Genomic DNA, 26,174 nt, shown 5'->3' on the forward strand with positions numbered 1-26,174 from the left:
AAGGGTGCGATCGCTCCAGGAATACTGCTCGCTGGTTCCGCTTAGTCATATCACGACACAGTTAATAAACTTCATCATGCGTCCCGATGTCGAGCAGAACAATGGCTTCACTATTCGTTTCTGTATCCAGTTCAATGGAGAAGACAACACGACAATCATAGCCGCAAGAGCAGGACTGAAGACCGTCGAGTTTGCCACTCAGTTTGTGGGTGCCTAAGGCTGGGGCAAATACGTCTGCTTCCATTTCTTGAAGCGTGTCTTCAATGCGTTGCTGGAGTTCAGCATTTCGCTTCACAAACTTACGGAATGCTCGTTTGAATTTTGGGGTCAAAACTAGCAGTCTCATTTCTCCGGTTCGTTTAAAGACTGGCGTAATGCTGAAATAACATCTTGGGCTGACTGATGCCGAAATTTACCTGTATGAAAATCAGCTAGGGTTTGTTGAGCATCCGCCGCTATTTCTGCACGACGATTTTCGTGGTGGCGGTTTTGGAGAATCTTGATCAGCATTTGTTGCTGCTCGGAGGAAAGTTGCAAAGCGTCTTTCAGCACTTGTTCTAGAGTACTCATGATCGAATTAGACTATCAACTGCTCTTAGAAACTTGATCGTGTCTAAATCACTTACCAACAGTTAAAACTAGACCTTCATGGGCTAGTATGGCTTGAGGAAAGGCAGATTTAACATCGACTTGAACCCGGTCAAGAAAATCATCATAGTCATCTGGGTGATGATGAGAAATGGCTAGCCGTTGGACACCAGCATTCAGAGCTGCATTCACCGCAGCTTGCCAGAGTAAATCAGCAGAATCATGATTGTGAGATGTAGGGGGAGTGTAAGTGGCATTGGCAATCAGCAAGTCAACGCCTTTAATAAACTGTAAAATCCGCTCTCGCTCCACTTGATCTGCATTCTGGTGCAAATCGGTGACATAAGCAACACTATACTCTTGCCAAGTAACTCGGTAGCCAACTGAACGCTGAGTTTGATTGATTAATGCGGTTGTAATGGTGACATCATCTAGCTTTACCTCACTGTCTGGAGTCAAATTGTAAAACTGCAATTCCGACTGCATTACCTGTAAAGGGTAAGGAAAGTGTGGTTGGAGCATCTGGTCATACAGACATTGTTTGATTGAGGCTCCATTTGAAGCAGCTGTGCCGTAAATGTGAAAACAATTTTCCCCAATAAATGCGGGAGCGAAAAAGGGAAACCCTTGAATCCGATTTGCTTGGCAGTTGGTAAAAAATAAATGGGCTTCTAGTGGCTGTTGCAGTTGTTGCCAAGTTTTACCCAGTATGCGTAAACCAGTACCGCCATCAAAAATCAAGCGTTTTCCAGCTACATGCATTTCTACACAAGCGGTATTACCACCATAACGATTGGTGTTGCTACTTGGGGTGGGAATCAAACCCCGTACACCCCAGAATTGTACGAGAAATTCACTTGCTGGATTACTTGGCATGGTAGCTGACTTTTCAGGTATGTAGCTTTGGGAACCCGACAACTCAAAATTTGGCATTTTCCTTGAAATTAGACCTTACTGAGCAGGTCATCGTAGCGCCGCACTTCCAACAGGCTGTTTTTTTCGTCCACAATGACTACCGTAGGAGAGTAACTTTTTAACTCTTCTGGAGTGAACTGCCCGTAAGTCATTATAATCAAGCGATCGCCAATAATGCCCAGACGTGCCGCACCTCCATTTAATTCAATGACTCCTGAATGGGCTGGAGCCGGGATCGCATAGGTAATAAAGCGCTGACCGTTGGCACTATTAACTACTTGCACCTGCTCATAGGGTAGGATACCAGCTTTTTCCAAAAGGATTTCATCAATGCTGATACTACCCACGTAGTTGATATTCGCCCCCGTGAGGGTGCAGTTATGAATTTTTGCCAAAAGGAGAGTACGCTGCATTTTGGTTTGGGATTAGTGGCAGTTTTTGCGATCCGTAACAAGCGAAAGTTATTAGAGTCAGGAGCGAGGATTGATAAGTGAGGAGTGAGGAATAAAAATTCATAACTCTTAACTTATAACTCCAAACTCCTGTACAGACGCGATTAATCGCGTCTCTCCAAACTCCTGTACAGACGCGATTAATCGCGTCTCTTCTATTATCCTCTATAAGCTTTGACGGATTTTTCTACTAAAGCTGCAACCTTGTCCACATCTTGCCAACCGAGAATTTCAGTCACCTTTTTTTCCAAATTTTTATAACTACGGAAAAATTCGGCAATTTCATCTAAGCGGTGTGGCGCTATGTCTTTCAGGGATTTTACTTGAGTGTAGCGCGGATCTTTGTCAGGAACACAAAGGATTTTCTCATCGCGATCGCCACCGTCAATCATCTCCAAAAACCCAATTGGTCGTGCGGCAATCACACAGCCTGGAAATGTCGGCTCGTCAATGATCACCATCCCATCTAGGGGATCGCCATCATCAGCCAAAGTATTGGGTATAAAGCCGTAGTCATAGGGATATTGTACCGAGGAAGAAAGTACTCGGTCTAGAGCAAAAGCTTCTAGTTGCTTGTCGTATTCGTATTTATTTTTACTTCCGCCTGTAATTTCAATCAGAACGTTGATTAGACCCGGTTTCGGTTGGGCAGGAATACGAGATAAGTCCACAAAAAAACTCCTCCGCTAACAGTGAATCATCAGGGAACTCAACTTCGCTCCCCGTGTAGAATTTTAGGGCAATATGGATCTCTTCCCAAGGTATTCATTCCACGGTATGGAGCATTGGCCAAACAGGGCAATTCAATTTTGGATTTTGGATTGACGATTTTGGATTAAATTTCAATTCTTTAATCTAAAATCTAAAATTCTTACTCCCCCTGCTTCCTCATCTCCCTCATCTCCCTCATCTCCCCCTGCTTCCTCATCTCCCTCATCTCCCTCATCTCCCTCATCTCCCTCATCTCCCTCATCTCCCTCATCTCCCCCTGCTTCCTCATCTCCCTCATCTCCCTCATCTCCCCCTGCTTCCTCATCTCCCCCTGCTTCCTCATCTCCACCACTCCCCAGTTCCCTTGAATCAGCCAAAAAATGGAAAAAGCGTTGCGAGGAAATTTCGCAACGCTTTTTTCAAGAGGGTATTTAGAGATATCCTCCGCCCTTGATTGCTGGTGGAGGAATTTCTGCCCCTATTCTGTCAATACAACTGAAACCTGGAGTCACACAATACAGATTCAGCTTATTTCTGAAGAACTAAACACAAATCTACAGAGATTGTCTTCAAAATCTGTTTTCTCCTTTTTTCTAGCTCTCTTGCTGGTGAAATGCTACTGGGAAGCTTTATCAATCTTTACTTCCTTGTAGGTTTTGGATCAGGGGTTGCTGGTTGTTTTCAACATTAGTTGAAGAATAGTGGGCGATGACAAATACGGGTAGGGTGAGAGTTAACAGAGCGATCGCAGTTCCCACAATGTCTGCCAAACGTTGGGAATATGTGTCGGCAGAATTGGCAGACTGGCTATTTGAATTCATACAAAATTGAAGTTATTCGTAATACTGTGCAGGTCTACTCTCTCCGTGAGAGTCTTGATGCTATTTTAGCTATTTTTCAATTGTAAAATGTGTAGCATTGTACAAGCTCAACCAGTTTTACAACTGTCATGATAGCGTTTTAATACATGAAATTCTTAATACCAAATTACAAGTCAACAAATCATGTTTTATTTTGTGATTAATATTTTCAGATGTTTCCCTGTATGGTGTAACGGTTCGCATACGCAAAGCCAACTTTAACAGCATTATAAATTACATTTTTCGCTGCTTAAAGATTAATTAGCAAAATGTATTTGTCCGATACTTTATGATTATATCATTCTGCAACGCCTTTGATAAGGTCATTTTACTGAAATTGCTAATTTGTGATACAGAACACAAAACCGCAAAAGCACTGAATATCTATCGGTGCTTTCGATTGTTGTATAGTAGATATACACAAAAATATTTGACACCAAAGAAGAAACTGGTAGGAATGATTTTTGTAACCACTCTAACTACCGAATAAATACAGATACCTCAACTGTGTTATGCAGCATGGATTCAGTGATACCACTAAACAAATATTTCCGAATTTCAATTTCAAATCTATGTAATATCACAGCAATTTTGTCAATCTATATATAGGTAGAGTAAAAATGCTTTGTCAGGTGGTACAGACGAGTAACGGATTATCGCCAGACTTCGTTTGTGTCTGAACAAAAGACTCAATCCCAATTTCCAGATCCTAAATCCGTAGAACTTTTTGGATAAATAAAAATCCAATACGAGAAATTGTATATAGCGTTTCCTAATAAGAATGAGGTATAGCTTAACCTTACCCCGATAAAGCACAGCTTTATCTCCCCTCTCCTTATTAACTACGGTGTACACACAAGTCTGAAATAGCTGATTAACCAAGGTTTTACCCCACCCTAACCCTCCCCGATATATTGGGGAGTCACTGCGTTGGGCGGCGAGCCACTCTTGTTGCATGTGGCGTGAGGGAACTAGATTTCCGGTTTCCCCCCTTAGTGGGACTTAGACAAAAAACACCCATAAAAAAGTCTCAAATCTATATACAGAGAGACTTTGACATCGTTTTACTTGGTTGATTGATATATCTGGGTTTGAGCCGTTTTTGAGCATTTGGTGTATTTCCCTTACCCTGCACGGGTTTCAGGCTTGTTTATCCCGAAAAAATGTTTAAGTCCCGTTAGTAAGGGGGGATTAAGGGGGGTAATTCGACTTGTGTGTACACCGTAGCTTTATTAAGGAGATGGGTTGGGGCTAAAAAAACCGCCACTAACTATAATAGGGCGGTCTGGTTAAGCAATCGGAGGGTAATTACAGATTACTCTGCTAATAAATGAAATTGCTGTAACGAAGCTTGCACTTGCAAATTCGGCATTGGGCAATTCAATTTTGGATTTTAGATTGACGATTTTGGATTAAATTTTAATTCTAAAATCTAAAATCTGTCTTGAAAAGTTTGCTCAACGGGGGGAACCCCCGCACGCAACTTTATGTCTCCGACACGCTACGCGAACGCAAAATCTAAAATCTAAAATTCTTACTCCCTTCCATAAACACTCATTGGTTCCTTAATAAATCGGGTGTAGAGATGCTTAAACGTAGACTTAATTACGCGAGGCATACCAAAATCGATGGGCATCAACTTGTCTGGTAGCCGCCAATCTTCTATTTTTAATAAGTCAGGATTTAAATGCGGAAATTCTATGGCAGCAAGTTCTGGACAAACTCCTAATCTTTGGGAAGCTGCAACTGTAGGCACTTGTTCAGGAGAAACATTGAGGATTTCTATCATTGCCCGATCTAGAGCAAATATATCTGATGCGGCTGCTAAAATACCAAGTTGGCGAGGTTCGCCGTTGCTGGGTCCATTACCTTCATGACCGATTATGCCATCTAATATGGTTAAGTTAGGGTTAATTGCTCTGGCAGTTTCTACTAACATTTCACCAAATCTATTCGCGTCTTTTCCGGCTTCCATGTGCCACCAAGCTTTCATTTTGCCAGGGACGCAACCAAACAAGTTTTTTACGCCCAGTGTTAATGTCAATTGCATATGTGATTTCACTTTAGGTAAGTTAATCACTACATCTGCTTCCATTGCTTCTTTAGACAGCCGCAGATGGTTAAAATTATCACTAACGGTTTGGTAACGCTGACCGTGAAAATCGATGATGGGAAGATTGAGTTCTTCTAAAATAGGCAGATAGCCATTTGCCACTGCTACGCCCTTGGCACTGCCAAAAGCCGGACTATCGCCTAAAAATGGCTTACCGCCAACCTCAATTACCATTTGGGCAACTTCGTAAACTAGTTCGGCACGGGTGATACACTCTTTACCAGGACGTGTACCTGTAAGTAGATTCGGTTTGAGTAAAACGCGATCGCCTTTTTTCACAAATGCTGCCATCCCTCCAAAAGGTTCCAGGAGAATGACTAAGGATTCTCGTAACGCTTCTCGTTCGTAAGATGTAGCCCGAATTAAACTGACGGATGGTTTTTGAGTCTGCATGGATAGATAGGGGAGTGGGGAGTGGGGAGTGGGGAGTGGGGGATGAGGAGGATGAGGGAGATGGGGGAGATGGGGGGATGAGGGAGTAAAGAATAGTGAATAAATTCTTCTCAATGCCCCATAACCTATTATTCTGTCTTGAGCGGTAAGATACTACTCATCTGTTCTAGATTTAAGACTGTGGCTAAGTCTGCTTCACTCATCAATCCTCGTTCTAAAACAATTTGGCGCAAGGATTTGCCAGTTTCTAAAGATTCTTTGGCGACAGCAGCAGCATTTAAATAACCGATGTGGGTATTTAGTGCGGTTACTAAAGCTAAACTGCCTTCGGCATAAGCTAAACAACGTTCCTGGTTAGCAGTAATTTTCTGGATGCAGCGTTCGGTGAGTGCGGCGATGGTATTGCCGAGAATTTCGATACTGTGAATTAGGTTATAGGCAATCAGTGGCATCATCACATTTAATTCTAACTGCCCGGCTTGTGCGGCTAATGCGATCGCACTGTCGTAACCCATCACCTGAAAACACACCATTGATGTCATCTCTGCCATGACTGGGTTATATTTCCCTGGCATAATTGAGGAACCGGGTTGCACTGGCGGGAGTTGAATTTCTTTTAAGCCAGTTTTTGGCCCCGAATCCATCAGTCGCAAATCATGAGATATTTTGACTAAATCCTGCGCTAAGTTGCGTAAAGCACCGGAGACATTTACAAATGGTGCCATACTTTGCATGGCTGCCATGAGATGGGGCGCAGGTTCTAGGGGAGTTTCAATCAATTCTGAGAGAACTTCTACCACACGGGCGCGATACAGAGGATGAGTATTTAAACCTGTTCCGGCTGCACTACCTCCCAAGCCCAACACCATCAAATCTCCAGATGCGGTGTAAATCCGGTTTTGATGTTCTGTAAGGATTTGCGCCCAAGCCCGAAAATTTTCACCCAAACGCACTGGTACAGCGTCTTGTAAGTGGGTTCTGCCAGATTTGACGATATCTTGAAATTCTACAGCTTTGTTTTCTAAGGATGCGATCGCACTATCTAGTGCTGGGTGTAATATCTTGGATAATGCCAATAATCCACCAATGCGGATTGCCGTAGGAATCACATCATTGGTAGACTGCCCATAATTAACGTGATCGTTAGGACTAACACGTTTGTAATTCCCCTTTTCTTCACCAAGAATTTCTAAGGCGCGATTTGCTAGAACTTCGTTGACGTTCATGTGGTGGGATGTTCCAGCACCCGCCTGATAAACATCCACGACAAATTGATCGCGGAACTTCCCAGCCAAGATTTCATCAGTTGCTTGCACAATCGCCTGACTAATATCTTCGGGAATGCAATTCAGTTCACCATTCACAATTGCTGTAGCTTTTTTAATTATCAAACAAGCATCTACGTAAGTAGCTAAGGGCTTTATGCCGCTAATGGGGAAGTTTTCGATTGCCCGCAGCGTTTGAATGCCGTAATAAAAGCTACTAGCAATTTGGCGATCGCCCATCGAATCGCGTTCGATACGGAATTGGGAGTCTGTTTGTTCAGTCATAGTATTATTTTAAGAGAGCTACAGAAAACAGATTTTCCCACGCAGGCACACTCAAATACACTAATCTGCATATATTTTGCATATTTGCTTGGCTGCTTGTTGCTTTACACTTGTTAACTTTGATTTTTGAATTCCCTATGAGCATACCCAACTGGATTACTTTCTCTCGCTTATTAGGGATACCATTTCTGCTTTACGGTTTATATAATCCCACACCTCAAGCTAAGTGGATATGTTTAACGATTTTTCTGATTGCGGCCTTGACTGATTGGTTAGATGGCTATTTGGCGCGGAAACTCAACCAAATTACTGACTTGGGTAAATTTCTTGATCCTTTAGTAGATAAATTGTTGGTACTTGCGCCGTTGCTGGTTTTTATTGAATTAGGAAAAGTGCCAGCTTGGGGAGTGTTTTTGATTTTAGCGCGGGAATTAGCGATCGCAGGTTGGCGAGTAAATCAAACGACAATTACCGGGGCGAATATTTGGGGTAAACTCAAAACTGTTAGTCAAATAGTTGCGATCGCGCTTCTGATTGCACCTCTACCGGAAGTGTGGCAAATTCCCTCTCTGATTGCCTTTTGGGTTTCTGTCGCCCTGACTTTAATCTCTGGGGGTATTTATCTTTTGCCGCAAAAAGCTAGCACTGAACAGGAATGAAACGAGAATATAGTATTGTAATTCAGTGGTCGATGGAAGATAAAAAGTACATTGTCAGCCTACCTGAGTTTGGCCCCTATGCACACACTCATGGAAATACCTACGCGGATGCTCTCAATAATGGTGAGGAAGTGCTGGAACTTTTGATTGAAGATTACCAAGCACAAGGAAAACCACTACCAGAGCCTTTAACTGCAAATGTTTCTTTTCAGTTTATGTAATCCTACCTTAATATCTGGAGCAATTTACCTGATACCGCAAAATCCAATTCAGGAAAATACACAGGTAGATACAAAGTGAACCTAAAATAAAACCACTGTGGCGATCGCTTTGAAAAATTATTAAACAAAATTCTATGGGAGTTATTATAGTTCTTATCCCTAACTTCTGATATCTTGCACCTAACCCATTTACCGCCAGAGAATTAATTCTCTAGCTAATAGCACAAGTCAGTTAAAACTGACTCAAATACTGTTCAAGTCAGAGAAATCTGACTTGAGTTATAAGAAAGAGAAATTTATAAGAAGAATTCAGAACTCAGGAGTCAGAATTCAGAATGAATTCTGTACGAGTGGGTGATGAATATTGGTCAAAACCTCGCCCCTGGCGATGCCCTGAGCGTGGCCGAAGGGTGGGCGAAAAAAATTAAAATGTTCTCGCCTTAAAACTCTATCCCTTTATGGGTAGAGTATTCTGAATTCTGAATTCTGAATTCTGAATTCTGAATTCTGACTCCTGTTTTATTTCTTGGCGGGCTGAAAAGCTGGCGCAAGATATACAGCAGAATTTAAATTACTTCTGCATTACAACTAAATAATCCCGATCCGAATAAAAGTTTTTTCCATTCGGACTTGACTCTTTAATCACTTTCATTTGCGCCTTTTCTATTAACCACTTAATTGCTTCTGGTGAAGTGGGTTGATACAATACTTCGTCATTATCGTATGCAGCAAATCTTGTCCAACCATTCGGTGTAGTTATATTAGTTGTATGAATAAAAGCTCTCCCACCTTCTTTGAGAGTTTTATAAATACCGTTTAAGTATTTCCAAATTGTTAGTAAATCTAAATGTACAAATACATCGAAGGAATAGACAAAATCAAATTTTTCATTAAACTCAGGTTCAAATTGACAATTCTTTATTAAATGAAACTCTATCTGAGGATATTGCCTAAGCGCTGCTTCAGCCTTGTTTAGCATCTCTTCTGCTATGTCGAAACAGTATAATTTTTTTACCTTTTCAACTACTTTTGCGGCAATTCTACCACCACCAACACCTATTTCTGCCACCGTGCTATCTTGATAAATAAATGGTGTAATATATTCACTCACAATATTGACTGCATCTTCGACAGTCGCCCATTCATCACCTAAATAATTGACGTAATTATCTCTTTCATCATCTGTAATTTCTTGATTACCTAGAACAACTTGAGATTTATCCCATTTTTTGGCGTAATTGTTCCAGAATTCTTGATTAATTTCAACGTTTGATGGCTGCATTGGTAACTCCTATTGGTTATAGCGATAATATCTAAGTTAAACGAGATTAGTACTATATCAGTTTCTCAGAATTTTTTGAAACCACTCTTGGGTGCGATCGCCCATAGCTTCTAAAGAGTATAAAGTTTCTGCTTGCTGGCGACAAGCTTGGCGATCAATTTCATCCAAATGCTTAATTGCTTCTACTAAACCTTGGATACTATCTGGTTCCACCAAAAAACCAGTTTTGCCTTCTTGGACAATTTCTGTTAAACCACCCCGACGATAGGCAATTAAAGGCACTCCACAAGCAAGCGCCTCTATTGCGACATTTCCAAATGCTTCTATCCAACGAGGAGTTACTAAAACTGCTCGACATTGCCCTAACTCTTTTTGTAGCTCAACCGTTGGTAAAAATCCGACATATTCTATGGCAGCATCAGGGTATTCTTGACAAATCTTTTCCCAGTAAGATACATCCTGTTTTAATCCGAATATTTTCAGTGTAATGCCAGTTATTTCTGCTGCTGCTACTGCGTCTTCTAGTCCTTTTTCAGGAGCTATCCTACCTACCCACGCCAAGCTCTGAGTTGGTTTGGGACAAAATTGATAAATAGATAAATCCAAACCATTTAGCAGACAAATACACCGTTCTGCAAAGGTGAAAGTTGCTGCCTGTGTTTGACTGTGAACACCGATAGTATTCGGAAAATTGATTGCTACTTGTTCAATAATTTCATCCATTGCATCTGTCAAAGAACCCATACTGATCAGATGTGCGATCGGACATTTAAAAAATGGTGTTAAATACAATGGCAACCAATCATAAGCAAAATTAACAATCAAATCATAATCTGCTTGCACTTGGCGAGCATAATTCCACATATTCGCTAAAACAGAATTTTTATGCAGACAAATTGGATCGCTACGACTCTGATTTTGCGCTGGTATTTGTATTAGTTCTCCGGGAATTTCTGTAAGAGGTAATGAATTACTGACAGAACCCTGCGGTGCAACAATTTCTAATTGATGTCCTCGCCGCAGCATCTCTGTAGCAATATTACATAGGGTTAACTCTACTCCGCCTCCCAATCCTGAACCTAACGCACCCATTGGGGTAGACATAAATAATAATTTATGGTACATTTTCATCGGTAATTTATTTTCATAAAGATTAGAAAATGAATGTTTAGCTATTTCACTTATTATAAGTCGTAAACATTGACACTAAATGTAGTATAGTGGAGCAACAATTTATAATCAAGAGAGATTTTTGCATGAAAATGGCGTTAGTTGCTGGAGGTTATATTCCTGCTGCTCCTTTATCAAATTCTATTTTAACTCTGATGCAAGAGTATAAATACTTTTTAGAAAAAGTTGGACATGAAGTAGATATTTTTAACTATAAAGATGTTAATAAACTCCTAGATAAAATCAATCATAAAAATTATGATTTTGTCCATTTGCACACCTGTCAATTTGTTAGTGAATTCAATAAAAGGCTGGAAAAGAAGTATTGTTTTACCTGTCATTATGGTTATTTATCAAAAGAAGATAAATGGGATAAAGATTTTCAAGAAGGATTTCAAGATTACTTAAATGCACCTGGGATAATTGCCCTTTCTCATGCAACAAAAGATATTTTTCTGAATGCAGGCTATTCTGGATATATGTCAGTGCAAGTTAACGGTATTGATACTAAAAAACTCGATTTCAAAGACCAAGGAAATAATAAAGCTATTTGTTTAGGTTGGATTCAACCAAGAAAACAGCAGAAATTATTGGCAGAAATAATAGATGGAAAAGTCGCTATAGATTTTGTTGGACCTTTAGATGATCCTGGTTTTGTCGAAGGAACAACAACAAAATATTTAGGCGTATGGAGTTTAAAACAAGTTTATTCTCATATCACAAATTATAGTTGTTTGGTTTTAATTAGTGATGGAGAAGTTGCACCGCTCGTAGTCCTAGAAGCGATGGCGGCAGGTTTATCTATCGTTGTTTCGGAATCTGCTAGTGCTAACTTACACTCCAAAGACTTTATTAGAGTTTTGCCAGATGATATATTAACCAATGCTACTGCCGAGAATCAAAAAATTGTTTGTGACACAATTATTGAATTGATTGAAAAAAATAAATTTCTTCGCCGGCAAATTGTAGAATATGTCAGTGAGAATTTTGATTTTAGTCAGATCATCAAAAACTATATTCAGATTATTGACGATTTTACTAACTTTGACTATCAGCAGGTCATAAATTAATAATTTTGCTAAAACCGGATGACAGCAACAGGTATGGATTTAGCAGCTAGGTGTTAGAGCAAACATTAGGATATTTAAGGAAGCAGATAATGAATAAAGAAACGATAGAATTTATTGAAAGAGCATCGTTAGCAGATGGAGATTATGTTTCAGTTGGGTTTGAAATTATTAAGCCAGACAAATGTTTTCCCAACATGATTGTAGAAGATATCAGCGCTTCCAGTTGGCCTGAACTCAGGCGCGAAATTCCCCATAACTGGTATGTAGATAAGAAACAAAGAAATATTGGCTTCCTCAGTCGAGATGAAGCTCATATTCTTTATAATAATGCCCTGAAGTTTAGAGGTAAAAAAGCTTTAGCAATTGGTTGCTGGTATGGTTGGTCTGCATGTCATATCGCATTGGCAGGAGTAGAATTAGATGTAATTGATCCTCTATTAGGCAGAGAAGATATTTATGAAAGTGTAAATAATTCGCTGCAATGTGCTGGTGTTCGTGACTTGGTTAATTTAGTAGTCGATTATAGCCCAGAAAAAGTAGAAGAATTAGCAAATAAATCGGAACGCAAGTGGTCGTTAATTTTCATTGACGGCTCTCATGAAGCTCCGAGTTCGCTGAATGATGCAATTATTTGCGAGCAATTTGCAGAGTCAGATGCTTTAATTTTATTTCATAATTTGAATGTTCCTGATGTTGCCCAAGGTTTGGATTACTTAAAGCAAAAAGGGTGGAACACAATGATTTATCAAACCATGCAAATTATGGGGGTTGCTTGGCGCGGGAATATTGAGCCAGTCCTACATCAGCCTGATCCCAAAGTTAATTGGAGTCTACCAGACCATTTAGAAAACTATTCTGTAAGTGAATTATCGACTGATTTAGTCAATGAATTTATAGAAATTATTACCACTATTCGTCACTACACTTTGTTGGGTGAAATACGTTTATTTTCACTCTATTCTTTAGCAAGGAAAATTTGTATAGAAGATATTCCCGGAAACTTTGTTGAATGTGGAAGTTATAAAGGGGGGGCAGCAGCGCTTTTAGCATTCGTAATCAAGCGCTACAGCCTTCGCCCACGTCTACTTTATGCCTGTGATACTTTTGAAGGAATGCCCGAACCAACTGGAGTTGATATATACAACGGAATACCCGCAAATCTAACAGGGTTTGGAGTTGGCGCTTTAAAAGCTCCAATTACAGAAAATATAGAGTCAGTTTGTCAACTGTTAAAGGTCAAAGATATTGTTGTACCTGTTAAGGGTTTATTTGCTCAAACATTGCCTCAATATAAGTCAGAGATAGGTAGTATTGCCTTGCTACACGCTGATGGAGACTGGTATGAATCAACAATGGATATTTTCAATACCCTTTATGACAGCGTTGTTCCTAATGGTCTGATTCAGGTAGATGACTACGGTCATTGGGACGGTTGCAAGAAAGCTTTACATGATTTTGAAAGTTTGAGAGGGGAGCAATTTAACCTTTATCGAATTGACTACACGGCGGTGTGGTTTAAGAAGGGTGAAGTGATAGATGCCCAACAAATCTAAAAATTGGTATGAAAGTTACTCTTTTCCAATCCCAAATTCCGAATTTTTCGCGCCAGTTGACCAATTCTGCTTGGCGGCTTTTGCTGATGGGAATTATTCTGAGTATATTTTTTATATTCTTATATGGTTGTCAGGGGACAGTCCAGAAGAATGACGGAGTAATTCATCTGAGTTTATGGCAATCAATCAATCCCCCTAGTAATCGGGATGTGTTTAACAAACTAGTAGATAAATTTAATCAGACTCATACTGATGTTCAGGTGGAATCTATCTTCATCGGTCAACCCCAATTGCCAAAAATATTAACAGCAGTTGTGGGCAATGCGCCTCCAGATATTCTGTCATTCGATCCTCAATTGACCGGTCAGTTTATGGAATTAGGGGCAATTCGACCTTTAGAAGAATGGCTGGACAAATTGCCTTTGAAGTCGGAAATTAGCCCCAACTTATGGGAGGAATTAAAATTAGACGGTCATCTTTGGTCAATTCCACTTTACACGGCCAATCTAGGCATTTTTTACCGACCTAAACTTTTCCAAGCTGCGGGAATTACGCAAATTCCTCAGACTTGGGAAGAGTTGAGGGAAGTTGCCAAAAAATTAACCATAGACCGGAATGGCGATAATCGACCTGAACAGTACGGAATGTTACTGCCTTTTGGAAAGGGAGAATGGACTGTCTTTAGTTGGTTCCCCTTTTTATTGAGCGCTGGCGGAGAGATTGTTACCAATAACCGTCCAAATTTGATGAATGCAGGTGCGATCGCAGCCTTACAATTTTGGCAAGACCTATTAAAAGATGGTTCAGCAACTCTTTCTTCCCCAGAGCGAGGTTATGAAGAAGACGCTTTTATAGCAGGTCGCGTTGCTATGCAGATCACAGGCCCTTGGACTTATATAATGAAGTCCAATGTTGACTTTAACGTATTCCCTATACCTGCAAATCTTAAGCCGACGACGGTGACAGCCACTGGAAATATGTATTTGATGAAGACCACACCAGCAAGAGAGCAAGCTGCACTCAAATTTTTAGAGTATGTCTTGAGTGAAAAATTCCAAACAGAATGGAGTATGGGGACAGGTTTTTTACCAGTTAACCTCAAATCTGCCCAAAGTCAGGCTTATCAAGGATTTCTCAAGCAAAAACCTGTCTTGAAAGTCTTTATTGACCAAATGCCTGTAGCAGGTTCTCGGCCAATCATTCCTGGCTATAGTCGTTTGTCTGACAGTTTAGGTAGAGCCATCGAAGCCACCATGTTAGGCGCGTCTCCAAAAACAGCACTCAAACAAGCCCAAGCAAACCTCGATTCAATTTGGGATTCCCTGCAATCTAGATGAAATCTAAAATTCTGCCAGCACCTCTAAAACCTGGTGACTTGCTACGAGTTATTGCGCCCAGTGGGGCTTTACGAGAATTTGAGCCGTTTGAACGGAGTTTAGAAATTTGGCGATCGCACGGCTATCAAGTAGAAATCAGCCCAAAGATAGATGACAAATGGGGATATTTAGCCGGCAGAGATGAAGAACGCCGTAACCAGCTAGCAGCAGCATGGCAAGATCCAGATTGTCGCGGTATCCTCTGCGCTAGAGGTGGTTTTGGTAGCACCCGCATCTTAGAAAATTGGCATTGGCAACAAAACTCAGAACTTCCCAAGTGGTTGATTGGCTTTTCTGACATCACCGCCCTTTTGTGGAGCCTTTATAACGTCGGGATTTCCAGCGTTCATGGTCCAGTGATGACAACTCTCGCCGATGAGCCAGATTGGTCAATCGAGCGATTGTTCAATTGGCTAGAAGGGCGACCTCTCGAACCTCTCAAAGGTTATGGTTGGGGTGGCGGGATTGCTACTGGCATTTTGCTACCAGGAAATCTCACAGTAGCAACTCATCTTTTAAATACACCAATGCAACCAAATTTCGATGGTGTGATTTTGGCACTTGAGGATGTCACAGAACCACCCTACCGCATTGACAGAATGCTAACACAGTGGCGTTTAAGTGGTTCTTTATCAAAACTTCGGGGGATTGCTTTGGGGGGTTTTACTCGGTGTCAAGCCCCGCCAAATGTTTCTAGTTTTAGTGTGGAAGAAGTTCTGCGCGATCGCTTAGGCGATTTGGGGATTCCTGTTGTCTCTCATCTACCTTTTGGTCATGATAGCCCGAATGCAGCCTTACCAGTGGGTGTAGAAGTAACTTTAGATGCCGACGAAGGAATCTTAATAATTCGTAATTCGTAATTCGTAATTCGTAATTTATATAGGGCGATGTAAATTTTTTTTCAAAGTACATAAGCCAATTGCTGGTATAATTCCTAGAATTATTGCTGTAAATAATTGTCCACTCCAATACAATATAAAATTACGGTTGGCTTCTGGAATCAAGTTTTGTAGAACGAAAAGCAACCAAACCAAAATACTAATTAATAAGAAAGAAATTGAGGGTAAAAAATTCCACCACCAAATACCTGCTGTATATCGCCTCAATACCAGCCATTGGCAAATCCCCAGCCAAATTCCAGAAATTATATATGCGATCGCAGATAGAAATCCCAAAATCAAAGTATCTTCAAGAGATGATGAGGCAATGGTTGAAATGTAGTTAATCCAGGCTGTAGAAACACCGTTGGCAATTAGCCAACCGACGCTAGTAGCAAATATCCACTGCCAACCCGGTAAATATCGGTAAAGGATTAGGCTCTGGTCGGCAGCGAAAATCACGGCAAATACAACGTTACTGAGACTTCTAACCAAAATGCTCCATGTTTGTGGTTGGATAGCAACGCTAGGTGAGAAACTCTGGAGAATAATTTTCTCTAAGGCGATACTGGCAACGCCACCCACAACCCATCCGCTCAGGGTCATTAAGGTAAACTGAATAAAGAACCTCTGTCGCTGCGATCGCGGAATCAAAAACTTTCCTGAGTTAGGCTCGTTATTAGCAGATGCAACATGATCGGGACTGTTAGAGTCAGTTTGCATAGGAGTTAGGGGAGTGGGGAGTGGGGAGTGGGGAGTGGGGGATGAGGGAGAGTGAGAATTTTAGATTTTAGATTTTGGATTTTGGATTAAATTTCAATCTAAAATCCAAAATCGCGCGATGTGCAACTTATTCTTAAAACCCCACTTCCATTCCTCTCCCCGAAGCGGGGAGAGGCTTTAAGTCTTGCTCCCCTTCCCTCGTAGGGAAGGGGCTGGGGGTTAGGTTAGAGAGAAAGTTGCACACCGCGTAAAATCTAAAATCCAAAATTGAATTGCCCAATCCTCAGTTCAATATTGATTCTTGTTTTATCCTATTTCCCACTCCCTACTCCCTACTCCCCACTCCCCACTCCCCTTTTACTCCAAACCTGCTGAAAAAGCGTAATCCCAGAATGATAAGCTAAACAGTGGCATAAAAATTGTGACTTAGGGTGAAGTAATAAATGGGTGTTTCCTCAACGACTCCTCATCTCTTACGGGCTGCTCGTGGTGAAGTAGTAGATCGTCCCCCTGTATGGATGATGCGACAAGCGGGACGATATATGAAAGCATATCGAGACTTAAGAGATCAGTATCCTTCGTTTCGCGATCGCTCGGAAATTCCAGATGTAGCAATTGAAGTTTCCTTGCAACCGTGGAGAGCTTTCCAACCAGATGGAGTAATTTTATTTTCTGATATTGTCACCCCATTACCTGGTTTGGGCATTGACATGGACATCGCCGAAGGTAAAGGGCCAATCATTCACTCGCCCCTCCGCACTCAAGAACAAATTGATCGTCTGCGTCCCTTAGAACCAGAAGCAGCCCTACCATTTATCAAAACCATTTTACAAGCGCTGCGCTCGGAAGTAGGCGATAAATCAACGGTGTTGGGCTTTGTGGGTGCGCCGTGGACGTTAGCAGCTTATGCAGTTGAAGGAAAAGGCTCTAAAACCTATTCCATCATCAAAAACATGGCATTTTCCGACCCGACGATATTGCATCAACTGTTAGCTAAATTAGCAGATGCGATCGCTATCTATGCCCGCTATCAAATTGACTCTGGCGCTCAAGTTGTGCAAATGTTCGATTCTTGGGCGGGTCAATTGAGTCCTCAAGATTATGACACCTTTGCTCTCCCCTATCAGCAGAGAGTTTTCCAGCAAGTCAAGCAAACCCACCCCGATACACCTTTGATTTTGCTAGTTAGCGGTAGTGCGGGTGTGTTGGAAAGAATGGCACAATCTGGCGCTGATATTGTCAGTGTAGACTGGGCAGTGGATATGGCAGACGCACGAGCAAGATTAGGTAAACAAGTAAAAGTTCAGGGAAATCTTGACCCAGGCGTACTATTCGGCTCTAAACAGTTTATCCGCGATCGCATTCTCGATACCGTTCGCAAAGCTGGCAATTGGGGTCACATTCTCAATCTCGGTCACGGTGTCCTCCCAGAAACTCCCGAAGAAAATGTTGCTTTCTTCTTTGAAACCGCAAAGGAACTTAATCTTGCAGGAGTTAAGGCTTGAGAGTGAGGAGTTATGAGTTAGGAGTTATAGCGGTTCTCGACAAGCGTGAGGTACAATTTTGACCTCTCTCCAAAAAGGAGAGAGGCTTTGAATTGTTCCCCCTTCCCGCGACGAGTTGGGGGTTAGGGGGTTAGGTCTATATTGCATACCTGTACCTCACATGATTGAAAATGGCTATATAAACTATAAAGTTATCAGTTGCGAGGTGCAAAGTTATTTTTTTTCATTCTTAACTCCTAACTCCTAACTCCTAACTTTATTAATAACTCCTGATTGGGAACTTTTAACTTAATTCTTAACTCCTAACTCCTAACTCCTAACTTATTAAAATCTTACTATGAGCCAGAAACGGATTTTAGTGACTGGTGCAAGTGGTTGTATAGGTCATTATTTAACAGAAGCCTTAATTAAAGAAACAGATCACGAACTGTATCTACTAGTTAGGAACCCAAGTAAACTGCAAGTTGATACCAAGGCACGTTCAGGCATCAACGTTTTGCAAGGTGATATGCAAAATATTCAGCAATTTGCCGATTTGCTATCCACAATTGATACGGCGGTACTCACAGCCACAGCTTGGGGTGGTGATCAGACATTTGATATTAATGTCGTCAAGACTATAGAGTTGCTCGAACTGCTAGATCCAGAACGTTGCCAGCAGGTGATTTATTTTTCGACAGCTAGCGTTTTGGATCGTTACAATCAACCATTAAAAGAAGCCGGGGAAATTGGTACAGATTACATCCGTTCTAAATATGAGTGCTTACAGAAAAAAGAAAAATTAGCGATCGCACCCAAAATTACCACACTATTTCCGACTTTAGTAGTGGGCGGTGATGCCAATAAACCCTATTCTCACCTCACATCTGGCATTCCAGAAGTTACGAAATATATTAATTTGATTCGCTTTTTGGAAGTAGACGGCAGTTTTCACTTTATCCACGCACGAGACATTGCTACTGTAGTGCGATATTTAATTGATCATCCTCCCGAAAATGATCAACCACGTCGGTTGGTTTTAGGTCAAGCACAGTTAACAGCTAATCAAGCAATAGAAGAAGTTAGCGCTTATTTGAGAAAAAAAATTTACTTTCGCATTCCCATATCTTTAGCATTGGCTAATTTGATTATTATTCTGTTCCGCATTCAGATGGCTGCTTGGGATAGGTTTTGTATGAACTATCGGCATTTCACTTATGAAAAATTCATCAATCCTGATAGTTTCGGCTTGCCAAATTATTGTGTAACCATGAGTGATGTTTTAAAAATTAGTGGCGTTGAGGTTAGCTCTGACAAACTGCAAGAATTATCGTAGCCCCTTCGAGTATAACTGGAAAAACTTTTCCCAGATACTTAATAATTACCTGGAAGTATTGAACCTACAGCTTAGTTCTCTTTTGCTTCAATTTGAATAATGTCTTCTAAGCTTGCAGGATAACCATGAGAATGAAGACTGCTAAGAATTTTTTCTAATACCTCCAAGCTTGGGCGACGCGTACCATTTGCTATGGCGTAGACCGTTTGGGGGCTTACTCCATCAACCCACTTACCCAAAACGTAAGAAGTAATTCCAACAGAATCCAAATATTGTTTTAACGTAATCGTAATTTTTATAGTTTTTTTTTCCTGCACTGCTGGATACCTTGACTTTTTACTCTACTTCAAGTAGAGTATTGAATATGAATAAACTAAGTGTTTTAAAGAAATCCCTAATGGAGCAGTTACCATTATCAGAACAAAAACCCTGCCGTGTCCAGGGTGGTGAGGCAACGACAGATGTCATTGTATCCTCTTACATTACTGGGAATGCGGAAGTTTTTGCAAACATAATGAAATTACATATTCCGAAAAATTCTATCGTTGCTGATGTTACCTATGGCAAAGGTGTTTTTTGGCAACATATTCCAGTAAATCAGTATCGGATACTTTTTTCAGATATTGATGCGAAAGTGCAGACAGACCCCATTCATGAAGTTGAAGTTAAGACACAAATAGACAGTAGGATGCTTCCATTTCAAGATAATTCTCTTGATTGTATGGTATTTGATCCACCTTATATGGAAGGTCTATTTCGCTCCTCAGTTGGACAATTAGCAGGGTCAGGAACACACTCAGCTTTTAGAGATCATTACTCTAATGGTAAAGCCATAGAACATGCAGATGACCAACCAAAGTGGCATGATGCTGTTGTAGATTTATACCTTAAAACTGGTCTAGAAGCATATAGAGTAATAAAACCTAAAGGTATTTTTATAGTTAAGTGCCAGGACGAAGTAAGTGCTAACAAACAGCGATTAACCCATGTAGAGATTATTACAGCGTATGAATCTTTAGGCTTTTACACAAAAGATTTGTTTGTAGTCATGCGAGCTAACCAACCTGGTGTTAGCAGACTAAAAACTCAAGTACATGCGAGGAAAAATCATTCTTACTTCTTAATATTTCAAAAGATGAAAACTCGCATTTCTAACGTAGTTACTCTTCGGCAATAAAAGGTAACTTACCTTTTTCTTCAACAATAACAACCTCTTTAGGTTCATTTTTGCTCTGCTCTTCTATTATTGTGTCTAGAAGACTAAATATGTTAGCTGTAAATATACCTGTAGCAGGCCATCTAACTTTAACTGTTGTTGCTAACAAATATTGCCGTTGTGCTTCTGTGTATTTTCGGAAGTTAGTTCGAGGTAAATCTTTGTTTTTAGCGAAAACAAAATGCCACTTATCCTCGAATGTAAAGCAATTTACTGCTAATATATCAAACTCGCCCACAACAAGATTAGTTGTCTCAAGCTTCGATCCATCTGGCAATGTTACTGTTCTTCGGTCGCTAGCATCAACTTGTGATACCCCTTCAAAAGTTCCATCATTTAAAACTTTATTACGGGCAGTTTGAAGAGATTTAGCTTCAATTTTAAATTCATGACCTTTATATGTGATACGGAGGTCGCCCTTTTTCTTTCGGTCATGATCATCGTCTTTAACCAAGCTTGCTATAGTCCCAGCATTTTTAAGGATATTACGCAGCTTAATTTCAGCTACATAGCCAAATACCATTCCGCGTAGGCTACCATTTTCAAGAATTGCTTGACTAAGTTCGTCAACCGTAATACTCCAACGTTCTAAAATATTATACATATAGCGGATAAAAAAAAACTTATGTGTATTAAAATAACGTTTTTAATAAAAATAGGACTTACGCAAAACTATACCCTGTAGGGGCAATTCATGAATTGCCCCTACCTGGAATTAAGGGTTTCGGCTATTCTTTGCGTAAGTCCTGAAAAAGTCAATCACTCTTTATTTTCGTTAGAGTGGAATAACAATCAAAGTGTGAGGATTGATACTACATGCGAATCTTGTTAGTGTATCCGATATTTCCCAAAACCTTTTGGTCTTATGAAAAAATCTTAGAGTTAGTCGATCGCAAAGTTTTATTACCGCCTCTAGGTTTAGTAACAGTAGCCGCGATTCTGCCCCAAGAATGGGAATTCAAGCTGGTCGATCGCAACATCCGCCCAGCAACAGAAGCAGAATGGGCATGGGCAGATGTAGTAATTCTCTCCGCGATGATTGTCCAGAAACAAGATTTACTCGACCAAATTCAGGAAGCAAAAAAACGTGGTAAGTTAGTCGCAGTTGGCGGTCCCTATCCCACCTCTGTACCTCACGAAGTTGAAAACGTTGGCGCAGATTTTCTGATTCTGGATGAAGGGGAAATCACGCTACCCATGTTTATTGAGGCAATAAAAAGGGGAGACACATCTGGCACTTTCCGCGCCACAGAAAAACCTGATGTCACAAGCACACCAATACCCCGCTTTGATTTATTAGAATTGAATGCCTATGATATGATGTCGGTGCAGTTTTCGCGTGGGTGTCCCTTCCAGTGCGAATTTTGCGACATTATTGTTCTCTACGGGCGCAAACCGCGCACCAAAACCCCAGCACAACTGTTAGCAGAGTTAGATTACCTCTATGAACTCGGTTGGCGGCGGGGTGTGTTCATGGTGGATGATAACTTTATTGGCAACAAGCGAAATGTGAAATTGTTGCTGAAAGAGTTAAAAGTCTGGATGGCAGAACACAAGTATCCCTTCCGATTTGACACTGAAGCTTCAATTGACTTAGCAGAAGACTCAGAAATGTTGGAGTTAATGGTTGAGTGTGGTTTCGCGGCGGTGTTTTTGGGAATCGAAACGCCGGATGAGGATAGTTTGCAAATGACCAAAAAGTTTCAAAATACTCGCAGTTCCCTAACTGAGTCAGTGCAAACCATCACCAAAGCGGGATTACGCCCAATGGCTGGGTTTATTATCGGCTTTGATGGCGAAAAAGCAGGTGCAGGCGATCGCATTGTCCGCTTTGCTGAACAAGCAGCTATTCCCTCAACAACCTTTGCCATGTTGCAAGCGTTACCAAATACCGCGCTTTGGCATCGCCTGAAAAAGGAAGGACGACTACGGGAAAATCAAGATGGCAACATCAACCAGACAACATTGATGAACTTCCTCCCCACCCGTCCCCTGGAAGAACTTGCACGAGAATATATTGAGGCATTTTGTACTTTATACGACCCAGTGCAGTACTTGGATCGCACCTACCGCTGCTTCTTAATGATGGGTTTGCCGAGTTGGAAAGCCCCAGCGAAAATGCCAGAGTTGGTAGTTGTGAAAGCGTTGCTGACTGTAATTTGGCGACAAGGCATCAAACGGGAAACCCGTTGGAAGTTCTGGCATCATTTGTTCAGCATTCTCAAGCGTAACCCTGGAGTTGTTGAGCATTACCTCGCCGCTTGTGCCCACAACGAGCATTTTCTAGAGTATCGCCAAATTGTACGCGATCAAATTGAAAGTCAGCTTGCAGAATATCTAGCACAAGGTGCAGAAAAGCCATACGTGCTATTGAAGGCAAAAGCAGAAGAAAAAGCTGAAGCGGTAGTCAGTTAAGGCCAGGGCTATTTCATTCTCATCTAGCCCGCCTCAGAATGAATTCTGAGTCTAATAGCGAAAGTCGTCTCAAGACGACTTAAGAATTGGTTATAGTCCGTTTTAACGGACTTTAGCTAAAAGCCAAAGAACTTCAGTTCCGGGCGGTTTATGTCTAGAATGAAATAGCCCTGTAGTTAAGGCTGGTAATGGGTAATAGGTAATAGTAAGACTCTATTTTCTCTCTTCTGTAACTCTTTTTTGAAGAATTGGTATAATTACTGCCCATGATTTGAGAGTTATGGAAGCAGTAGTGCTACAAAGTTAGGGATACTAGTGAGTACCCCTAACTTTTTTAGGTTTTGGACTTGAACTATCAACATTACACATCTAATTTTAATAAAAAATATAAATTTCCGATAAAAGTCTCATTATCTATTAAGTTTAAATACTGAATCATAATGATAGTACATGAGGTGATTAATTCAGTCCATTTTTCAGTAAAAATACTTTAAATAAAGAGCTATTTAAATATACAAATAAAAGCCAAAATAATGATTGACGTTGCCAAAGCATAGCTGTTAGAACTTAAGTAGCGAGACGGACGGAGTGCTAAAAATATTACTGTCTAAATTGTTTTACCTACTTAATTAATTCTGATATGAAAGCTACTTTGTTGACTGCCTTGATTGCCGCTACAGCTACCTTGACCGGATTAGTTTCCAAAGTAGAAACTGCATCTGCTGCTGGTTTTACTTGGAATAATACCTGGACTCAACCAGCGATATCTAGTGGTTTTAACGCTGATCCTTTTCAACAATTTGTCCAACAAGAAGGTATTGCTCTCCCAAATAGCGGACAAGTTAAATTAGACCCTAGTAAATTAAACCTAAAATACGACTACAAAGTATCTGTTGACTTTATCAATGAGGGCGCTAGTTATAGAAACCAGTTAGCCTTCAATGCCACAGGAACTACTAACAGTTCTGGACTGCTTTTTAAGGATGCTTCTTGTAACGAATCTAAGTGTATAATGAGCGGGGCCAGTAGTGGACTAAAAATCGGTGATGGGGTCAATATTGGTACTATTGCCGGAGGTACTCAACTGGACTTATTTTTGAAAGCTGATGGTTTTAACAATTCCAATGGCAATATTTTTGGTACTCAAACTGCCTCTAATGCTGACGGACTACAGCACGTAGTTGCTTATGCTTATAACAACTACATCATTCTGGGGTTTGAGGATTTATATGGGGGTTTACACGCAACTGGTAACTTGAACCAAAATTCTGACCGTGACTTTAATGATCTTGTCGTCGTTCTTGATATCGGCGAGGCAAATGTTAGAGAGCTAATTGGCGCTACCGTTCCTGAGCCATCTGTTACTCTGTCAATGTTCGCGCTGGGAGCAGTTGGTATGTTTGGATTGCGTCGTCGTCAAACTCGCACTTCTAACTAAACTTTGAACGTTCTTAATATAGGATGCGTTTAGTTTGATTGAAAAATAGTAAGTGATTAATCGCATTTTCACCCGTACACTTCTACGGGTGAATTTTCGTGTATAGTGGCATTTATATTTTATCTACCGCGATCGCGTTCTAAATCATCAATTACTTTTTGCAAATACCACTCGTCTGACATCCCAGGATGATAATCCTGCTTCTGCTGAATCAATCGTTCGGCAATTTCCCAATATCCCCCAACCATTCGCAAAAGTCGCTGACGTAGCAGGTGATATTTTTGCTTTTTTGCCTCTGGACTAAATTTCTGGATTTTTTCTAGGCTAGTTAAGACTTGTTGATAATTTCCCCAGTCTTCTTGTTCACAAAAGATACTCGCCGCCCGTTGATAATCTTCCAGAGCATTTTGCATTTCTTCTAAGCAAGTATAGGCAATGCCGCGATTGTAGTAAGCTTGAGCATCATCGGGATTGATTTGCAGCGCTTGGGTGTAATCTTGAATTGCACCGAGATAATTGCCCGTTGTCCGATAGGCATTACCTCTGGCAATATAGACTAAGGTATCTTGGGGTTGCATCTGGAGTGCTTGGTTAAGATCCGCGATCGCACCTTGATGATCTCCCAATACAGAACGGGCTTTGCCTCGGTTGCGATAGACAATGGAAGAATGAAAATTTAGTCGCAATGCTTGATTAAAATCTGCGATCGCTTCTCGATAATTCCCCATTTTACAACGCACAACCCCACGACAGCAGTAAGCTTGGGCATCTTGCGGATCGGCTTTTAATACCCAGTTTAAATCGGCGAGTGCCTCTTGGGTATCTCCCTTTTCAGCTTTTTCTAATAATTGCGTGAAATATTCATTTGTGGATAAAATTGGCGCATTTGGAGAACCTGATTGCTGTACAACAGGTAATTCTTTGGGTTGTAGTTGTTTAATTAGTTCCAGACACAGACGACAATTCTCTTTATCCTGTTGTTCCAGATATAATTGTGCAGCCTTTTTAAAGTTAGCGATCGCATCTTGAATATAACCCTGTTTGCGCCGCACCATCCCCCGCAGATTATAAGCAGCAGCATAATTCAGATTCAGACGAATAGCACGGTCAACATCCTCCAGCGCCCCCGGCAAATTTTTCAGCGCCACCCTAGCCAATGCACGACAATAATATGCTTCTACACTCTCAGGATTAAGCTTCAGGGCTTCGGTATAATCGGAAACAGCCTTAAGGATTGCACCTGAGTCATAATATGCCAAACCCCGTTGCAAGTAAGCTTCGGGAAAGTAAGGTGTCAGTTCTAAAGCCTGGTTAAATTCTTCAATTGCTCCAGCGTAGTCTTTTCGCCTAGCCTTTTCCAATCCTTTATTGTAGAATTCGTCATTCATGGCATTTGTTTGGTTGATTCAGTTAGTTAAATTCCAGTAGGCTTCCTTCGTAGCCTAACCTATGCACTCACCCTTAATATTCTAAGTATTCAGCGTGGCTTTGCTTGATTTCGTATTTTGAGTGAATTGAAACGAACACACCACCCTAAGAGAATTTCAGTGCGTTTCAACGCACTTTAGCTATTAGGGACTGACAAATAAAAAAATATCTAAAAATTTCTTGTGGTGCGGGCATCTTGCCCGCTAATCACCAAGGACGGGCTTTTCGGCCCATCCCACAAGATGGAATAATTTATTTTTTGGAGTTCCCTTAGCCCGCAATTTATTGCAGTGGACTGTCATGGCTTTAATGTTGCAAAAAAAATGTAGGTTGGGTGGAGGCA

The 26,174-nt window shown here is 40.9% G+C and carries 26 protein-coding genes; 11 read left to right on the forward strand and 15 right to left on the reverse strand.

The genetic code is table 11. The features are described from left to right. Positions 1 to 61: 61 nt before the first annotated feature. The 9 genes from V7K27_RS03550 to V7K27_RS03590 form a co-directional block, all read right to left on the reverse strand. A complete protein-coding gene (locus tag V7K27_RS03550) occupies positions 62 to 346 on the reverse strand; it encodes a type II toxin-antitoxin system RelE/ParE family toxin (protein WP_334944372.1) in 285 nt (94 codons plus the stop codon). Continuing rightward, positions 343 to 570, reverse strand: a complete 228-nt coding sequence (locus V7K27_RS03555; RefSeq protein ID WP_334944374.1) for a hypothetical protein — start codon at positions 568 to 570, stop codon at positions 343 to 345. The genes V7K27_RS03550 and V7K27_RS03555 overlap by 4 nt, the downstream gene beginning before the upstream one ends. A gap of 48 nt (positions 571 to 618) precedes the next feature. Further along, on the reverse strand, positions 619 to 1,521 hold the full coding sequence (locus V7K27_RS03560) for an MBL fold metallo-hydrolase (protein WP_334944375.1): 903 nt from the start codon (positions 1,519 to 1,521) through the stop codon (positions 619 to 621). Positions 1,522 to 1,532: 11 nt separating this feature from the next. Further along, the gene (gene panD, locus V7K27_RS03565) at positions 1,533 to 1,916 is read right to left on the reverse strand and encodes an aspartate 1-decarboxylase (RefSeq protein WP_334944377.1); all 384 of its coding nucleotides are present in this window, start codon (positions 1,914 to 1,916) and stop codon (positions 1,533 to 1,535) included. A gap of 197 nt (positions 1,917 to 2,113) precedes the next feature. Next, positions 2,114 to 2,626, reverse strand: a complete 513-nt coding sequence (locus V7K27_RS03570; RefSeq protein ID WP_334944379.1) for an inorganic diphosphatase — start codon at positions 2,624 to 2,626, stop codon at positions 2,114 to 2,116. 171 nt (positions 2,627 to 2,797) lie between these two features. Continuing rightward, entirely contained in the window at positions 2,798 to 3,043 is a 246-nt protein-coding gene (locus V7K27_RS03575) for a hypothetical protein (RefSeq protein WP_334944381.1), read from the reverse strand. A 255-nt stretch (positions 3,044 to 3,298) separates the two neighbouring features. Continuing rightward, positions 3,299 to 3,487, reverse strand: coding sequence for a hypothetical protein (locus tag V7K27_RS03580; RefSeq protein ID WP_334944383.1), 189 nt, complete (start codon positions 3,485 to 3,487; stop codon positions 3,299 to 3,301). A gap of 1,573 nt (positions 3,488 to 5,060) precedes the next feature. Beyond that, positions 5,061 to 6,032, reverse strand: a complete 972-nt coding sequence (locus V7K27_RS03585; RefSeq protein WP_334944680.1) for a DUF362 domain-containing protein — start codon at positions 6,030 to 6,032, stop codon at positions 5,061 to 5,063. A gap of 128 nt (positions 6,033 to 6,160) precedes the next feature. Then, positions 6,161 to 7,582 carry an aspartate ammonia-lyase gene (locus V7K27_RS03590; RefSeq protein WP_334944385.1) on the reverse strand — a complete coding sequence of 474 codons (1,422 nt, stop codon included), beginning with the start codon at positions 7,580 to 7,582 and terminating at the stop codon, positions 6,161 to 6,163. Positions 7,583 to 7,719: 137 nt separating this feature from the next. Here V7K27_RS03590 and pgsA point away from each other — a divergent pair, with 137 nt between their 5' ends. Next, the gene (gene pgsA / locus V7K27_RS03595) at positions 7,720 to 8,241 is read left to right on the forward strand and encodes a CDP-diacylglycerol--glycerol-3-phosphate 3-phosphatidyltransferase (protein WP_334944387.1); all 522 of its coding nucleotides are present in this window, start codon (positions 7,720 to 7,722) and stop codon (positions 8,239 to 8,241) included. Further along, a complete protein-coding gene (locus tag V7K27_RS03600; RefSeq protein ID WP_334944389.1) occupies positions 8,238 to 8,462 on the forward strand; it encodes a type II toxin-antitoxin system HicB family antitoxin in 225 nt (74 codons plus the stop codon). Before pgsA ends, V7K27_RS03600 begins: the two co-directional genes overlap by 4 nt. 571 nt (positions 8,463 to 9,033) lie before the next feature. Here the strand turns inward: V7K27_RS03600 and V7K27_RS03605 are convergent. Together V7K27_RS03605 and V7K27_RS03610 are read right to left on the reverse strand one after the other, a co-directional pair. Next, positions 9,034 to 9,744, reverse strand: a complete 711-nt coding sequence (locus V7K27_RS03605) for a class I SAM-dependent methyltransferase (RefSeq protein ID WP_334944391.1) — start codon at positions 9,742 to 9,744, stop codon at positions 9,034 to 9,036. A gap of 57 nt (positions 9,745 to 9,801) precedes the next feature. After that, positions 9,802 to 10,869 carry a glycosyltransferase family 4 protein gene (locus tag V7K27_RS03610; RefSeq protein ID WP_334944392.1) on the reverse strand — a complete coding sequence of 356 codons (1,068 nt, stop codon included), beginning with the start codon at positions 10,867 to 10,869 and terminating at the stop codon, positions 9,802 to 9,804. A 131-nt stretch (positions 10,870 to 11,000) separates the two neighbouring features. Here V7K27_RS03610 and V7K27_RS03615 point away from each other — a divergent pair, with 131 nt between their 5' ends. The 4 genes from V7K27_RS03615 to V7K27_RS03630 all read left to right on the forward strand — a co-directional run bounded on the left by V7K27_RS03615 (position 11,001) and on the right by V7K27_RS03630 (position 15,773). After that, positions 11,001 to 11,984 carry a glycosyltransferase gene (locus tag V7K27_RS03615; protein ID WP_334944394.1) on the forward strand — a complete coding sequence of 328 codons (984 nt, stop codon included), beginning with the start codon at positions 11,001 to 11,003 and terminating at the stop codon, positions 11,982 to 11,984. An 89-nt stretch (positions 11,985 to 12,073) separates the two neighbouring features. Then, positions 12,074 to 13,537: a class I SAM-dependent methyltransferase gene (locus V7K27_RS03620; RefSeq protein ID WP_334944396.1), complete on the forward strand. Its 1,464-nt coding sequence runs from the start codon at positions 12,074 to 12,076 to the stop codon at positions 13,535 to 13,537. A gap of 8 nt (positions 13,538 to 13,545) precedes the next feature. Further along, positions 13,546 to 14,874 carry an ABC transporter substrate-binding protein gene (locus V7K27_RS03625; protein ID WP_334944398.1) on the forward strand — a complete coding sequence of 443 codons (1,329 nt, stop codon included), beginning with the start codon at positions 13,546 to 13,548 and terminating at the stop codon, positions 14,872 to 14,874. Next, on the forward strand, positions 14,871 to 15,773 hold the full coding sequence (locus V7K27_RS03630; protein WP_334944400.1) for a S66 peptidase family protein: 903 nt from the start codon (positions 14,871 to 14,873) through the stop codon (positions 15,771 to 15,773). Before V7K27_RS03625 ends, V7K27_RS03630 begins: the two co-directional genes overlap by 4 nt. A 15-nt stretch (positions 15,774 to 15,788) precedes the next feature. Here the strand turns inward: V7K27_RS03630 and V7K27_RS03635 are convergent, their stop codons facing one another. Then, positions 15,789 to 16,514, reverse strand: coding sequence for a hypothetical protein (locus tag V7K27_RS03635; protein WP_334944402.1), 726 nt, complete (start codon positions 16,512 to 16,514; stop codon positions 15,789 to 15,791). Between the two features lie 443 nt (positions 16,515 to 16,957). On the opposite strand from V7K27_RS03635, the gene hemE reads away from it, so the two are divergent. Then, positions 16,958 to 18,019, forward strand: coding sequence for a uroporphyrinogen decarboxylase (hemE, locus tag V7K27_RS03640; RefSeq protein ID WP_334944404.1), 1,062 nt, complete (start codon positions 16,958 to 16,960; stop codon positions 18,017 to 18,019). 337 nt (positions 18,020 to 18,356) lie between these two features. Further along, entirely contained in the window at positions 18,357 to 19,334 is a 978-nt protein-coding gene (locus V7K27_RS03645) for an NAD-dependent epimerase/dehydratase family protein (RefSeq protein ID WP_334944406.1), read from the forward strand. A gap of 71 nt (positions 19,335 to 19,405) precedes the next feature. Here V7K27_RS03645 and V7K27_RS03650 read toward each other — a convergent pair whose 3' ends face one another. Next, positions 19,406 to 19,651, reverse strand: coding sequence for a helix-turn-helix transcriptional regulator (locus tag V7K27_RS03650; RefSeq protein ID WP_334944408.1), 246 nt, complete (start codon positions 19,649 to 19,651; stop codon positions 19,406 to 19,408). A 47-nt stretch (positions 19,652 to 19,698) separates the two neighbouring features. Here V7K27_RS03650 and V7K27_RS03655 point away from each other — a divergent pair, with 47 nt between their 5' ends. Continuing rightward, complete coding sequence (locus V7K27_RS03655) at positions 19,699 to 20,511, forward strand: DNA methyltransferase (protein WP_334944410.1); 813 nt, start codon at positions 19,699 to 19,701, stop codon at positions 20,509 to 20,511. Here V7K27_RS03655 and V7K27_RS03660 read toward each other — a convergent pair. Continuing rightward, on the reverse strand, positions 20,495 to 21,154 hold the full coding sequence (locus V7K27_RS03660) for a hypothetical protein (protein ID WP_334944412.1): 660 nt from the start codon (positions 21,152 to 21,154) through the stop codon (positions 20,495 to 20,497). The genes V7K27_RS03655 and V7K27_RS03660 overlap by 17 nt on opposite strands. A 212-nt stretch (positions 21,155 to 21,366) precedes the next feature. Between V7K27_RS03660 and V7K27_RS03665 the strand changes: the two genes are divergently transcribed. Continuing rightward, positions 21,367 to 22,965 (forward strand): B12-binding domain-containing radical SAM protein, encoded by a 1,599-nt coding sequence (locus V7K27_RS03665; protein ID WP_334944414.1) that lies wholly within the window; start codon positions 21,367 to 21,369, stop codon positions 22,963 to 22,965. Positions 22,966 to 23,605: 640 nt separating this feature from the next. After that, entirely contained in the window at positions 23,606 to 24,403 is a 798-nt protein-coding gene (locus V7K27_RS03670) for a DUF4114 domain-containing protein (protein WP_334944416.1), read from the forward strand. Positions 24,404 to 24,522: 119 nt separating this feature from the next. Here V7K27_RS03670 and V7K27_RS03675 read toward each other — a convergent pair whose 3' ends face one another. Then, on the reverse strand, positions 24,523 to 25,791 hold the full coding sequence (locus V7K27_RS03675) for a tetratricopeptide repeat protein (protein ID WP_334944418.1): 1,269 nt from the start codon (positions 25,789 to 25,791) through the stop codon (positions 24,523 to 24,525). Positions 25,792 to 26,174 lie beyond the last annotated feature (383 nt).

It is taken from the genome of Nostoc sp. (assembly GCF_036919575.1).
Taxonomy (GTDB): Bacteria; Cyanobacteriota; Cyanobacteriia; order Cyanobacteriales; family Nostocaceae; genus Nostoc.